The 13,696-nt window shown below is 55.7% G+C and carries 13 protein-coding genes and 1 pseudogene; 6 read left to right on the top strand and 8 right to left on the bottom strand.

Annotated features, from left to right (window positions below):
- Positions 1-7: 7 nt before the first annotated feature.
- Positions 8-865, bottom strand: a complete 858-nt coding sequence (locus NL510_RS02890; protein WP_253381465.1) for a triphosphoribosyl-dephospho-CoA synthase — start codon at positions 863-865, stop codon at positions 8-10.
- Positions 865-2,520 carry a malonate decarboxylase subunit alpha gene (gene mdcA / locus NL510_RS02885; protein ID WP_253381463.1) on the bottom strand — a complete coding sequence of 552 codons (1,656 nt, stop codon included), beginning with the start codon at positions 2,518-2,520 and terminating at the stop codon, positions 865-867. The genes NL510_RS02890 and mdcA overlap by 1 nt, the downstream gene beginning before the upstream one ends.
- Before the next feature lie 227 nt (positions 2,521-2,747).
- Between mdcA and NL510_RS02880 the strand changes: the two genes are divergently transcribed.
- Genes NL510_RS02880 through NL510_RS02870 form a run of 3 tightly spaced genes read left to right on the top strand, consistent with a single transcriptional unit; the run spans position 2,748 to position 4,885 of the window.
- Complete coding sequence (locus tag NL510_RS02880) at positions 2,748-3,770, top strand: hydrolase (protein ID WP_253381461.1); 1,023 nt, start codon at positions 2,748-2,750, stop codon at positions 3,768-3,770.
- A complete protein-coding gene (locus tag NL510_RS02875; RefSeq protein ID WP_253381458.1) occupies positions 3,767-3,985 on the top strand; it encodes a YheU family protein in 219 nt (72 codons plus the stop codon). The genes NL510_RS02880 and NL510_RS02875 overlap by 4 nt, the downstream gene beginning before the upstream one ends.
- A 30-nt stretch (positions 3,986-4,015) precedes the next feature.
- On the top strand, positions 4,016-4,885 hold the full coding sequence (locus NL510_RS02870) for a phosphoribulokinase (RefSeq protein WP_253381456.1): 870 nt from the start codon (positions 4,016-4,018) through the stop codon (positions 4,883-4,885).
- Between the two features lie 56 nt (positions 4,886-4,941).
- On the opposite strand, the gene NL510_RS02865 is transcribed toward NL510_RS02870, so the two are convergent.
- Positions 4,942-5,346: an OsmC family protein gene (locus NL510_RS02865; RefSeq protein WP_253381454.1), complete on the bottom strand. Its 405-nt coding sequence runs from the start codon at positions 5,344-5,346 to the stop codon at positions 4,942-4,944.
- Positions 5,347-5,657: 311 nt separating this feature from the next.
- Here NL510_RS02865 and crp point away from each other — a divergent pair, with 311 nt between their 5' ends.
- Positions 5,658-6,290: a cAMP-activated global transcriptional regulator CRP gene (gene crp / locus NL510_RS02860; protein WP_000242758.1), complete on the top strand. Its 633-nt coding sequence runs from the start codon at positions 5,658-5,660 to the stop codon at positions 6,288-6,290.
- Between the two features lie 58 nt (positions 6,291-6,348).
- Entirely contained in the window at positions 6,349-8,436 is a 2,088-nt protein-coding gene (locus NL510_RS02855) for a YccS/YhfK family putative transporter (RefSeq protein WP_253384723.1), read from the top strand.
- On the opposite strand, the gene argD is transcribed toward NL510_RS02855, so the two are convergent.
- The 4 genes from argD to ppiA form a co-directional block, all read right to left on the bottom strand.
- Entirely contained in the window at positions 8,433-9,653 is a 1,221-nt protein-coding gene (gene argD / locus NL510_RS02850) for a bifunctional acetylornithine/succinyldiaminopimelate transaminase (RefSeq protein ID WP_253381452.1), read from the bottom strand. The two genes, NL510_RS02855 and argD, sit on opposite strands and share 4 nt — an antisense overlap.
- 85 nt (positions 9,654-9,738) lie before the next feature.
- A complete protein-coding gene (gene pabA / locus NL510_RS02845) occupies positions 9,739-10,302 on the bottom strand; it encodes an aminodeoxychorismate synthase component 2 (RefSeq protein WP_253381450.1) in 564 nt (187 codons plus the stop codon).
- Positions 10,303-10,331: 29 nt separating this feature from the next.
- Positions 10,332-10,916, bottom strand: a complete 585-nt coding sequence (locus NL510_RS02840; protein WP_253381448.1) for a putative adenosine monophosphate-protein transferase Fic — start codon at positions 10,914-10,916, stop codon at positions 10,332-10,334.
- Positions 10,917-11,023: 107 nt separating this feature from the next.
- Complete coding sequence (gene ppiA / locus NL510_RS02835) at positions 11,024-11,596, bottom strand: peptidylprolyl isomerase A (RefSeq protein WP_023309471.1); 573 nt, start codon at positions 11,594-11,596, stop codon at positions 11,024-11,026.
- A 270-nt stretch (positions 11,597-11,866) separates the two neighbouring features.
- Between ppiA and NL510_RS02830 the strand changes: the two are divergent.
- Positions 11,867-12,154: pseudogene (locus NL510_RS02830) on the top strand (MFS transporter TsgA); the annotation flags it as partial.
- 4 nt (positions 12,155-12,158) lie between these two features.
- Here NL510_RS02830 and NL510_RS02825 read toward each other — a convergent pair.
- A complete protein-coding gene (locus tag NL510_RS02825) occupies positions 12,159-13,475 on the bottom strand; it encodes a cytosine deaminase (RefSeq protein ID WP_253381446.1) in 1,317 nt (438 codons plus the stop codon).
- Positions 13,476-13,696 lie beyond the last annotated feature (221 nt).

The raw sequence follows: 13,696 nt of genomic DNA, 5'->3' as shown, positions 1-13,696 counted from the left end.
CATCCTCTTAATGCTTTGAATAAGGCGTTTCGACGCGGTCGAGAAACAGCGTGGCGGCAAGCAGGTCGGCTGCACCACCCGGCGAGGCGTTGAGTGTGAGCATTTGACGGTCTAAGTTCGCCAGCGCCTGTTGGCCTGCAAGCGTTGCGCATCCTCCGACGTTCAGTACCTCGCGGGCGCCGTTCTGCATGGCATCCAGCCCCTCCATGCCAGCGCGCGACAGCACGCAGGTATCGGTGAGCGAGGTCATGATCGCCATCAGCGCGTCGAGTCGGGCGTGCGTTTCGCTGCTGCCGTTCAACCGGCTAAGGCGAAGCTGTGGCAATCCACGCTGCATAATGTGCGGGAACGCCTGCTGCGCCTCTTCCCGCGCGCCAGGCACGCGGTAACGGTGCGTGGCGCGCAGCCCTTTGCTGAACACTTTCGGTGCCGCGTCGTCCGGCAGCGTTGCCAGAAGCGCCGCGGTGCCCGCAACGGCGGTAGCACTCGCCTCGCCGCCCAGCATCGCCACCGCGCTCACCAGCAGACCCAGCGCCCAGATCGCGCCACGATGGGTGTTCACCCCGCCAGTAGCCGCCATCATCTGTTGCTCACCATCGCGGCCAAGGCGTCCTACGGTTTGCCTGAGCGAAATATCTGCCGGACGCTGCCAGCTGTGCTGCGCCAGGGCCTGAAACGTCGGCGTCAGGCTACGCGCGGAGCGCTCCATCAGTGCCAGGGATAAATCGCGATGTGCGCCGTTCCCCCGACTGTCCACCAGACCGGGCTTCGGGCTTAATCGTGCTTCGTCAATCAGACACTGCGTGGCGGTTCGCGCCAGCCACCCGGCACCGCCTTCAACCTGAATCTGGGGCAGAAGTTTCATTACCAGCTCCGGAATTTCGCTGGTGGGTTGTAAAGTCCGCCGGACCATTCGACCAGGTCAGACACGCTGCCCGCCGCCAGCAGAGAGCGGGTGGCATCGGTACGGCGAATGCCCATATCTTCCGGATAAACCACTTTACCGCTCTGGCGCAGTTCCGCCACGCGTTTGGCATCCACCCCGAGACCGATATCGGTGATCCCTGCGACGGCCGCGACCATAGCGCGACGTTCTGCCAGATCTTTCGCCCGGTAGAGGTAGGCAATCCCCTCTTCGGTCAGCACGTGGGTGACGTCATCGCCGTAAATCATGACTGGCGCCAGCGGCATTCCGGAGGCTTTAGCTACCTCGACGGCATCGAGTTTTTCCACGAAGGTCGGCTTCACGCCCGCCTGGAAAGTTTCTACCATCTGCACGACCAGCTTTTTACCGCGCTGCATCGGGTCTGGCTCGGTAATCATGTTCAGCCACGCGGGCGTTGCATGGCGTCGGCCGTGCGGGTCATGGCCCATGTTTGGCGCACCGCCGAAGCCGGAGAGGCGGCCGCGGGTGACGGTTGAAGAGTTAGCGTAACCATCAACCTGTAGCGTAGAGCCGATAAACATATCCACCGCGTACTGGCCTGCCAGCTGGCAGAACGCGCGGTTGGAACGCATAGAGCCGTCGGCTCCGGTGAAGAACACGTCAGGACGGGCGCGGATGTACTCTTCCATCCCCAACTCGCCGCCGAAGCAGTGCACGCTTTCCACCCAGCCGCTTTCGATAGCGGGAATGAGCGTCGGATGCGGGTTCAGCGTCCAGTGTTTACAGATTTTGCCTTTCAGGCCGAGCTGGTCGCCGTAGGTCGGCAGGAGCAGCTCAATCGCCGCGGTGTTAAAGCCAATCCCGTGGTTGAGAGACTGCACCTGATGTTCTGCATAGATGCCCTTGATGGCCATCATCGCCATCAGGATGTGTTCTTGTTTAATCAGGCGCGGGTCGCGGGTGAACAGCGGTTCGATAAAGAACGGTTTGTCCGCAACCACCACGTAGTCTACCCAGGAGCCCGGAATATCGACGCGCGGCAGGTCGCATTCGTCGTCCACCAGCTCGTTCACCTGCGCGATGACAATGCCGTCGTGGAAGGCGGCGGCCTCTACCAGCGCCGGGGTATCTTCAGTACTCGCCCCGGTGTAGAGATTGCCTTTGCGGTCTGCTTTAAAACCGGCAATCAGCGCCACGTTGGGTGAAAGATCGACATACAGGCGGGAATAAAGCTCAATGTAAGTGTGGATCGCGCCAATTTCGAGCTGGCCGTCTTCCAGCAACTGCGAAATACGCAGGCTCTGGGTTCCGGAGAAGGAAAAGTCCAGCTTGCGGGCGATGCCTTTCTCAAAGATATCCAGATGCTCGCTGCGGCCCACGCTTGGCATGATCATATGCAGGTCGTGCACGAATTGCGGGTTCACTTCGGCAAGTGAGCGGGAAAGAAAATCTGCCTGCTTTTGATTGTTTCCTTCCAGAACAACTTTGTCCCCTGGTGCGATCAGTTTTTCCAGCATGGCGACAAGATCGCCGGTTGGCAGTACCTTGCCCTGCACCGGTACGGATGCCAGGCGACGCGCTTTCTCGGTGCGTCGCGTGTTCCATTCCCGGGTGGGTGTTTGCCCAGATAACATTATTAACCTCCTGATTCAGCACATCATTTTGATTTGCTTAACGCTGAGTAAAGTGTGCGCTCTGGTGAGAAAGGCATCAATTAAGCGTAGAGCGTAACCATTAGCCTGAGAGTAATAATCAAGGTAAAGATTTGTGATCGAGATCAGTTCATGTGTCGGAAAACCAGGCTAAACGGGGTACAATTCGGAAAGTATCGTAAATAAGTGACAATAATTAACATCGCGTTATGACCCAAATCATTCCATCAGACTTCAATATTGCCGTCGAAGACAGCGCAGAGTTTGTGCCCATGCGCGGCGTGGCTAACCCCCACCTGCAGACCATGCTACCGCGCCTGATCCGCCGCAAGGTACAGTTCACCCCACACTGGCAACGGCTTGATTTGCCGGACGGTGACTTTTTGGATCTCGCCTGGAGCGAAGAGCCGGAGCAGGCTAAACACAAGCCGCGTCTGGTGGTGTTTCATGGTCTGGAAGGCAGTCTGCATAGCCCCTACGCCCACGGCTTAATTCAGGCGGCTAAAGCACGCGGCTGGCTCGGGGTAGTGATGCATTTTCGCGGCTGCAGCGGCGAGCCAAATCGCCAGAAACGCATTTACCATTCCGGTGAAACGGAAGACGGCACCTGGTTTTTACACTGGCTGAGCGATAATTTCGGCAGCGTGCCGACGGCGGCCGTCGGCTATTCGCTAGGCGGCAATATGCTGGCCTGTCTGCTGGCGAAAGAGGGTGATACGGTGCCGTTGAATGCTGCAGTTATCGTCTCAGCGCCTTTCATGCTGGAGCAGTGCAGCTATCATATGGAAAAAGGGTTTTCCCGGGTCTATCAGCGCTATCTGCTTAACCTGTTGAAAGCTAACGCGGCCCGCAAGCTAAAAGCCTACCCGGATACGTTACCGGTGAGCCTGCGTCAGTTGAAGAAGGTGCGGCGCATTCGCGAGTTCGACGACCTGATCACCGCTAAAATTCATGGGTTTGCCGACGCCATTGACTACTATCGTCAGTGCAGCGCGATGCCGCTGCTCAGCAAGATCACCCAGCCGACGCTCATCATTCACGCCAAAGATGATCCGTTTATGGATCATCACTCCATCCCGGCGCAGGAATTTTTGCCTGATAACGTCCATTATCAGTTGACCGAGCATGGCGGGCACGTGGGATTTGTCGGTGGCACGCTGCGTCGCCCTAAAATGTGGCTGGAAACGCGTATCCCTGGCTGGTTAACCCCTTATCTGGACGGTGTAAAATGATTATTCCCTGGCAGGATATTGCCCCCGACACGCTCGACAATCTGATTGAAAGCTTTGTCTTGCGCGAAGGTACCGATTATGGTGAACATGAACGTTCGCTTGAACAGAAGGTCAGCGATGTAAAACGCCAGCTCAAAAGCGGCGACGTGGTGCTGGTATGGTCTGAATTGCATGAGACGGTCAATATCATGCCCCGCAACGCGCTTCATGGCTGATCTGTCAACCTTTCCAGTCAGGGAGTTGCTATGTCTGCCAGACATCCGATTATTGCGGTCACAGGCTCAAGTGGTGCGGGAACCACCACCACCAGCCTCGCCTTTCGCAAGATTTTCACCCAGTTGAATTTACGGGCGGCAGAGGTAGAAGGCGATAGCTTTCATCGCTACACGCGCCCGGAAATGGACATGGCCATCCGTAAGGCGCGCGATCAGGGCAAGCACATCAGCTATTTCGGCCCGGAGGCCAATGACTTCGGCCTGCTGGAGCAAACCTTCGCCGACTATGGTCAGAGCGGTAAAGGGCAGTCGCGCAAATATCTGCATACCTATGACGAAGCCGTTCCCTGGAACCAGGTCCCCGGCACTTTCACCCCCTGGCAGCCGCTGCCAGAACCCACTGACGTGCTGTTTTACGAAGGGCTGCACGGCGGCGTAGTAACACCGCAACACAACGTGGCGCGCCACGTGGACCTGCTGGTCGGCGTGGTGCCGATCGTTAACCTCGAGTGGATCCAGAAGCTCACGCGAGACATTAGCGAGCGTGGTCACTCGCGTGAAGCGGTGATGGATTCGGTGGTGCGCTCAATGGAAGACTACATTAACTACCTGACGCCGCAGTTTTCCCGCACCCACATCAACTTCCAGCGCGTGCCAACGGTTGACACCTCTAACCCGTTCGCGGCCAAAACGATCCCATCGCTGGACGAAAGCTTTGTGGTGATCCATTTCCGCAATCTGGAAGGCATAGATTACCCCTGGCTGCTGGCGATGTTGCAAGGCTCGTTCATTTCGCATATGCATACTCTGGTGGTGCCGGGCGGGAAAATGGGGCTGGCGATGGAGTTAATCATGATGCCGCTGGTGCAGCGGTTGATGGAAGGCAAGCAGATCGCGTAAACATTTCCCTCGCGCCTTTGGGGTGAGGGCATCAACGCGCGCGATGCCCCATTCTGTTACGCCTCGATCACTTCATACGAATGCGTGATGTTTACCGCTTTCTCCAGCATCAGCGCGACAGAGCAGTATTTCTTTGCAGAAAGATCCACCGCGCGTGAAACCGCCGCGTCTTTCAGTTCTTTGCCGATGACAATAAAGTGCAGGTTAATATGCGTGAACAGGCGCGGCGCGTCTTCGCGACGCTCTGAGGTGAGTTTCACCTCGCAGTCGGTCACGTCGTGTCGCCCTTTTTGCAATATCGACACCACGTCAATCGCGCTGCATCCGCCCGCTGCCATCAGCACCATTTCCATGGGGCTTGGCGCTTTGTCCCCGGCGTTACCGTCCATCAAAATCTGGTGTCCGGAAGAGGACTCGCCGAGGAACGTTAAACCTTCAACCCATTTCACACGCGCTTGCATATACATTAACTCCAACGTTGCATTTTTAGTGACAGATTACGCGCGCGTTACAATTCTCGCAACGGAAGGCGACCTGCATCATGCTGAAGCGAGACACCAGGAGACACGCAGCTAAAGCTATGCTAAAACACTCAGGATGCTACAGTAATACATTGACGTTACACGTGTATGCAGAGGACATCAAACTTTACTGGCTGCGAACATTTACGACAGCCGACTTCCCAGGGTATGGGTAAGAATTCGATTGCAACCCCAGAGTCTGGATGCATCTTATGGCTCTGGTGACAGCTTATAACAGAGGATAACAGCGCATGGTGCTTGGCAAACCGCAAACAGACCCTACTCTCGAATGGTTCTTGTCTCATTGCCACATTCATAAGTACCCATCGAAGAGCACGCTGATTCACCAGGGTGAAAAAGCGGAAACGTTGTATTACATCGTCAAAGGCTCGGTGGCAGTGCTGATTAAAGATGAAGAAGGGAAAGAGATGATCCTTTCTTATTTGAACCAGGGCGATTTCATCGGCGAACTGGGCCTGTTTGAAGAGGGCCAGGAACGTAGCGCCTGGGTTCGCGCTAAGACAGCATGTGAAGTGGCTGAAATTTCTTACAAGAAATTCCGTCAGTTGATTCAGGTTAACCCTGACATCCTGATGCGTCTTTCTTCGCAGATGGCGCGTCGCCTGCAGGTTACCTCGGAAAAAGTGGGCAACCTCGCCTTCCTTGACGTTACCGGTCGTATCGCGCAGACCCTGCTGAACCTGGCGAAACAGCCAGACGCAATGACCCATCCTGACGGCATGCAAATTAAAATTACGCGCCAGGAAATTGGTCAGATCGTCGGTTGCTCCCGCGAAACAGTGGGCCGTATTCTGAAAATGCTTGAAGATCAGAACCTGATCTCCGCCCACGGTAAAACCATCGTGGTTTACGGTACGCGTTAATTCCGGTCAAAACGGCGTGCCATCGCAAAGTGTCACGCCGTTTTTGTCTCTATTTCCCATGTGGCGCAGGCTAATCTACCACCCGGAAGTTAACTACGCACTGCGCCAAACGCTGGTGTTGTGTCTTCCTGTGGCTGTGGGTCTGATTTTCGGACATCTACAACAAGGCCTGCTGTTTTCTCTGGTTCCTGCCTGCTGCAACATTGCCGGTCTGGACACGCCGCACAAACGCTTTTTTAAGCGTCTGATCGTAGGCGGTTGCCTGTTTGCAGGCTGTAGCCTTGCCGTGCAGCTGTTGCTTGCCCGTGATATTCCTCTACCACTGATATTGACCGTGCTGGCGATGACGCTCGGCGTGACGGCCGAAATCAGCTCCCTGCACGCCCGCCTGCTTCCCGCCTCGCTGATTGCAGCCATCTTTACCCTGAGTCTCGCGGGCAATATGCCTATCTGGGAGCCTCTGCTCATCTACGCCCTCGGTACGCTATGGTACGGGCTGTTTAACTGGTTCTGGTTCCGGATGTGGCGAGAGCAGCCGTTGCGTGAGTCCCTGAGCCTGCTCTACGTGCAGCTTGCGGACTATTGCGAAGCCAAATATACCCTGCTCACCCAGCACACTGACCCGGAAAAATCGCTCCCGCCGTTGCTGGCGCGCCAGCAAAAGGTGGTGGACCTGATTAGCCAGTGCTATCAGCAGTTGCATATGCTCGCCGCCAATAAAAACCACGATTACAAACGGCTGCTGCGCATCTTCCAGGTGGGGCTGGATCTGCAGGAGCATATCTCCGTAAGCCTCCATCACCCACAGGAAGTGCAAAAGCTGGTTGAGCGTAGCCACGCGGAAGCGGTGATACGCTGGAACGCGCAGACCGTGGCGGCACGCCTGAGGGTGCTGGCTGATGATATTCTCTATCACCGTTACCCCACGCGTTTTAACATGGATAAACAGCTTGGCGCGCTCGAAAAAATCGCCCACCAGCATGCGGATAACCCGGTCGGCCAGTTTGCCGCCTGGCACTTCAGCCGTATCGCCCGTGTATTGCGCACCCAGCGACCGCTCTACCCCCGGGACCTGATGGCGGATAAGCAAAAACGTCTGCCGCTGCTTCAGGCACTCAAAAGCTATTTGTCGTTGAAATCTGCGGCCCTGCGCAACGCGGCGCGCATTAGCGTGATGCTCAGTATCGCCAGCCTGATGGGCATGGCACTGCATCTGCCAAAACCGTACTGGATTTTAATGACCGTGCTGTTTGTCACCCAGAATGGCTACGGCGCCACGCGCGTGCGCATTTTCCATCGGGCTGGCGGCACGCTAGCCGGGCTCATTATTGCGGGCATCACCCTGCACTTCCACGTGCCGGAAGGCTATACGCTGGTCGGGATGCTGGCAATCACTATGGTGAGCTATCTCATTATCCGCAAAAACTACGGCTGGGCGACGGTCGGCTTTACGGTCACGGCGGTGTACACCCTGCAGTTGCTCACGCTCAACGCCGATCGGTTAATCATTGCCCGCCTGGTCGATACGCTGATTGGCTGCCTGATCGCCTTTGGCGGCATGGTCTGGCTATGGCCGCAGTGGCAGAGCGGATTGCTGCGGCAGAACGCCCACGACGCGCTGGAGGCCGATCAGCAGGCCATTCGCCTGATCCTGAGCGACGACCCGCAGCCCTCGCCGCTGGCCTACCAGCGCATGAAGGTCAACCAGGCGCACAACGCCCTGTTCAACTCGCTTAATCAGGCAATGCAGGAGCCGGGCTTTAACTCACACTATCTGGCAGACATGAAGCTGTGGGTCACGCACAGCCAGTTTATCGTCGAGCATATTAACGCCATGACCACGCTGGCGCGTGAGCACACGATGCTGACGCCGGACCTGGCGCAGCGCTATTTGCAGTCGTGTGAAATTGCGTTGCAACGCTGTCAGCAGCGTCTGGAGTACGACGCGCCGGGCGAGTCAGGCGATTCGAACATTCTGGAAGCGCCGGAGACGCTGACCCACGGGCCAATGAGCACCCTTGAGCAGCATTTGCAGCGCATTCTGGGGCATCTGAACACCATGCACACCATTTCGTCGGTGGCATGGCGTCAGCGCCCCCATCACGGGATTTGGTTAACGCGCAGGCTGAAGCGAACGGCGTACTAGCCTTTTACGATTTTCCCGACCGCCGCAGCAAAGCGGTGTAACCCGTCCTCAATATCTTTCTCTTCAACCACCAGCGACGGCGCAAAGCGCATCACGTCCGGACCGGCGTTGAGCACCATCACCCCTTCGTGGGCAGCCGCGTGCAGGAAATCGCGTGCGCGGCCTTTATACTGGGGTTTAAGCTCAGCGCCAACGAGCAGACCCATACCGCGGATCTCGCTGAACACGTCGTACTGGCCGTCAATCTGCTGCAGATGCTTTACGAACAGCTCGCGTTTTGCGTTTACACCGCTCAGCACCTCTGGCGTATTGATGATATCGAATGCCGCACCCGCGATGGCACAGGCCAACGGGTTACCACCGTAGGTGGAACCATGCGAACCCACGTGAAACGCAGAAGCGATATCCTGCGTGGTCAACACTGCACTCACCGGGAAGCCGCCGCCCAGCGCTTTCGCGCTGGTGAGGATATCCGGCGTCACGCCGTAGTGCATATAGGCAAAGAGTTCGCCAGTACGCCCCATTCCGCTCTGGACTTCATCAAATACCAGCAGCGCCTGATGTTCATCACACAGCGCGCGCAGCCCTTTGAGGAATTCCGGGGTAGCCGCCGTGACGCCGCCCTCACCCTGAATAGGCTCAACCACCACCGCGCAGGTGTGGTCGTCCATTACCGCTTTCACCGCATGCAGATCGTTAAACGGCACGTGAATAATATCCGCTGGTTTTGGACCAAATCCGTCTGAGTATTTTGGCTGTCCGCCAACGGAAACGGTAAATAGCGAACGACCGTGGAAGGCGTTATGGAAGGCGATAATTTTAGTTTTATACGGGCTGTGACGGGTAGACGCATAAAAGCGCGCCAGCTTGAAGGCGGTTTCGTTAGCTTCAGTACCAGAGTTCATAAACAGCACGCGATCGGCGAAGGTCGACTCGATGATCTTACGCCCCAGGCGCAGCGCCGGTTCATTGGTGAAGACATTGCTGGTGTGCCAAAGGGTTTCGCCCTGGGTTTTCAACGCCTTTACCAGCGCAGGATGGCAATGGCCCAGCGCCGTCACCGCAATCCCGCCGGCGAAATCAACATACTCTTTCCCCTGCTGATCCCAGACGCGGCTGCCTTTGCCTTTGACCGGGATAAACTCAGCCGGTGCATAAACCGGCAGGATCACTTCATCGAATGTCGCGCGGGTAATTGCGGGTTGTTCAGTTGCCATGTGGTGCCCATCCATTTATGTCACATCAGTTGTGAAAATATACTCACAAAATATGCATAAAAAATCACAATAAGGCAATAGATATTCAGCGATTCAGGAAATTGGCCAGCAGCAGGTGCCCCTGTTCGCTCAGAATACTTTCCGGGTGAAACTGCACCCCTTCGAGATCCCAGTCCCGGTGGCGGATGCCCATGATCTCGCAGGTGTCGCTCCAGGCGGTCACTTCGAAGCACGTGGGCAACGTAAGGGGGTCAATCACCAGAGAGTGATAACGCGTGACGGTTAACGGGTTATTTAGCCCGGTAAATACTCCAGCGCCGTTGTGCGTAACGGGGGAGGTTTTACCGTGCATCACTTTCGCCGCCCGCACGATAGTCGCACCAAAGACCTGCGCAATAGCCTGATGCCCCAGGCAGACGCCCAGGACAGGCAGCTTACCGGCATAGTGGCGGATGACATCCAGAGAGACGCCGGATTCTGAGGGCGTACACGGCCCCGGCGAGATAACAATTTTCTGCGGGGCCAGCGTTTCAATGTCGGCCAGGCTGATGTCGTCGTTGCGGCGAACGACAACCTCGGCCCCCAGTTCACAAAAGTACTGGTAAAGGTTCCAGGTGAAGGAATCGTAGTTATCAATCAGCAGGATCATGGCGGCTCCGGAGAAAAGGCCGCCCTATTCTACTCCGTTTCCCGCGCATCGCTCACTACTTTGGCAAAGAGGGTGTTCAGCGCCGTTAAATCCCCTGTCGCCCCACTCTGATTTGCCGCCGCCCAGTCGTCCGGGTTGATATCTTTCCAGCTCAACGCGTAACCTGCGTGGATCGCCATCTGCTCAAAGAAAACGCGTTGCGCAATACCATTACCGCTGACAAAAGGGTGCAACATGTTAATTTCACAGTAGTAATGGCTCACTCTCTCTATAAAGTCTTCTTTCTGCAGGCCCACCAAATACTTGTCGTTTTCCAGCGCCGCCATCAAGTCATTACCGGCCTTTTCGATGTACTCGAAATGGCAGAATAGGATGTCACCTTTGAAAACATCGTCGATACGCAGCTCGCCTGCCTGTTTCATCTCTCTGAGAAAAAGATGGCGATGAATAAAGCATAAATGGGGCAACCCAGGCGCTGAAGGCCCAAGTTCAAGCGTATCAATCTGTGGCTCTGCAGGGCCATGACCTTTTTCAAGGAGACAACTGCCCTGAAAATTGACGTTACGCTGTTGTTCCCAGAGACGGGATTTTTGCTTGTCGGTGAGTTTTTTCACTTAACGCCTCCCTGAATGTGTCCGTTTGCCACAAGTATAAGCAGCAAAACGCGCTTTCGCCGGGAGGGCTAACCAATACGGGCGACAAGCGCCCGTACAGGAGGAGATTACGGCAGTACTTTCGCGGAGAGGATAACCACCGGTTTTGACGGCACATTCTGGTATGGACCGACGTCATGGGTCGGCACCTGAGAAATCTTATCGGCCACGTCCATGCCTTTCACAATTTTACCGAACACGGCGTAACCAAAGTCGCGCTGACCGTGGTCAAGGAAGGCGTTATCGGCCACATTGAGGAAGAACTGGCTGGTGGCGCTGTCTTTATCTGCGGTACGCGCCATGGAAATCGTGCCGCGCTTGTTCAGCAGGCCGTTATCTGCTTCGTTTTTGATAGGCGGGTTAGGCTGTTTCTGCTGCATCTGCTCGTTAAAACCGCCGCCCTGCACCATAAAGCCCGGGATAACGCGGTGGAAAGTGGTGTTGTTATAGAAGCCACTGTTCACGTAGTCGAGGAAGTTTTTCACAGAAACAGGAGCTTTTTGACTGTTCAGTTCCAGCTCAATATTGCCGGCGGAGGTGGTCAGCAGGACGTGAGGATCTCCTTTTGCTGCCAGCGCAGCAGGGGAAACGGCAGAAAGAGCAAACACAGCTGCGACAGCCGCCAGTGTTGATTTGAGCATGAGAATTCCTTAACAAAGCGCAGTATAAAAAGCGAATGGCTTGATTCTAAAGAGCAGTATGAACGGAGACCAGCCTTTTACCTAATTTTACGAAATTGAAACAGTTGTTACTGCGCAAACGATTGGTTAGCACGCACAATAGCGTGACGACGATCACACAAAAACCTGCAATAACATTATTATTTCTCTAAAAGATATAAATGGATCACTTTCGAGACGACTATCTGCCCGCTTTCAGCGCCTTAAAGGCGCTTCTTTGATTTGCAGCGCATTCTGACCCTGGGCTTATTCTCCAGCGCAATTTATACCTCAATTATTACCCTCGGCTCTCTGCAGATTAAAGTGGCCTCGCCGAAGCTGGTTAACGTTGTGCTGACCTGCGGCACCATCGGCACCATGTTGACCTTCGTCGTCACCGGCCCGATTGTGGCGCACAGCGGCCCGCTGGCTGCACTGCATACCGCTAACGTCCTGTATGCCGGGGTGTTCATCATGTGCTTCGTTCTGGGCTTCATGACCCGCCACCGCCAGCACAACGTAGCAGCGTCATCTCACTGATCCCTTATGCCCCTTTGCGCTCAGCAGAGGGGCTATTTCTGGCAAAGCTCACCTCTTCTCCGCCGCTATCCATCTGGATCCATGTCTGCGCCAGCTGCGTGATAGCAATAATGCGTCCCTGGCGAATCGACCAGCGCACTGGCACCTGACAGCGGAGCGCTTCAAATCCGCTCTCCGCCGGCAGAATAATCAGGTTGGCCGGGTTACCCGTCTCAATACCGTAATCACGCAGGCCAAAGGTTCGGGCACTGTTATGGGTAATCAGATTCAGCCCACTGTCGATTTGCGCATAGCCCATCATCTGACAGACATGCAGCCCCATATGCAGCACCTGCAGCATGTTGCCAGTGCCGAGCGGATACCACGGGTCAAACACATCATCATGACCAAAGCAGACGTTGATTCCGGCTTCCTGTAGCTCTTTCACCCGGGTGATACCGCGGCGCTTCGGATAGTCGTCAAAACGCCCCTGCAGGTGAATGTTCACCAGCGGGTTAGCCACGACGTTAATGTCCGACATCTTCAGCAGGCGGAACAGCCGTGACGTGTATGCCCCGTTATAGGAGTGCATGGCGGTGGTGTGGCTGGCCGTCACGCGTGCGCCAATTCCGGCTTCATACGCCAGGGTGGCAACCGTCTCGACAAATCGGGACTGTTCATCATCGATTTCATCGCAGTGAATATCCAGCGGCAGGTCATATTTCTTCGCCAGATCAAAGGCGATATGCAGCGACTGCACGCCGTATTCGCGGGTGAATTCAAAATGCGGGATCGCGCCGACCACATCGGCGCCCAGCGTTAAAGCCTCTTCCAGCAGCGCCGCGCCGTTGGGATAAGAGAGGATACCTTCCTGCGGGAAAGCGACGATTTGCAGCGTGACCCAAGGGGCGACCTCTTGCTTCACCTCAAGCATCGCTTTCAGAGCGGTAAGGGTCGGGTCTGAGACATCCACGTGGGTACGCACAAACTGGACGCCGTTCGCAATCTGCCACTTCAGGGTTTTCCATGCGCGGGCTTTCACATCCTCATGGCTGAGCAGCGCCTTGCGCTCTGCCCAGCGCTCAATGCCTTCAAACAGCGTGCCGGAGTGATTCCAGTTCGGCTCGCCCGCCGTCTGGGTGGTATCCAGGTGGATATGCGGCTCAATGAACGGGGGGATCGCCAGCCCTCCACGGGCGTTTAATACCTCGTGAACCTCGGCTGGGGTTGCGTCCATTGGCGTGATATTACCAAAACGACCGTCCTCAATGGCGATTTGCCACCGCCCTTCCCGACCCGGTAAACGAACATTCTGGACAAGCCAGAGCGGTGTGGTAGACATACCTTTCTCCCGAAAACACAGTTGAAAATCAGGCGCACTCACGCATCACGTTAGCACGCTCATTTGTACACAAAACCGGCGAAGAGGAAAAGCCAGCGATTTCCAGTACTTATAAAAATCCTGATAAATCAGTAATCTACCACCTAAGGGGTAGTCTAAAGCGTATTTGATTTGCATCAATAAGCTACGTTGCTGAATCGATAAGGTAGGACGTAATAAAA

The sequence above is a fragment of the unidentified bacterial endosymbiont genome (genome assembly GCF_918797525.1).
Classification (GTDB): Bacteria; Pseudomonadota; Gammaproteobacteria; order Enterobacterales; family Enterobacteriaceae; genus Enterobacter.
Note: the sequence above shows the minus strand (reverse complement) of the source record. Positions and strands in the feature narration are given on the sequence as shown.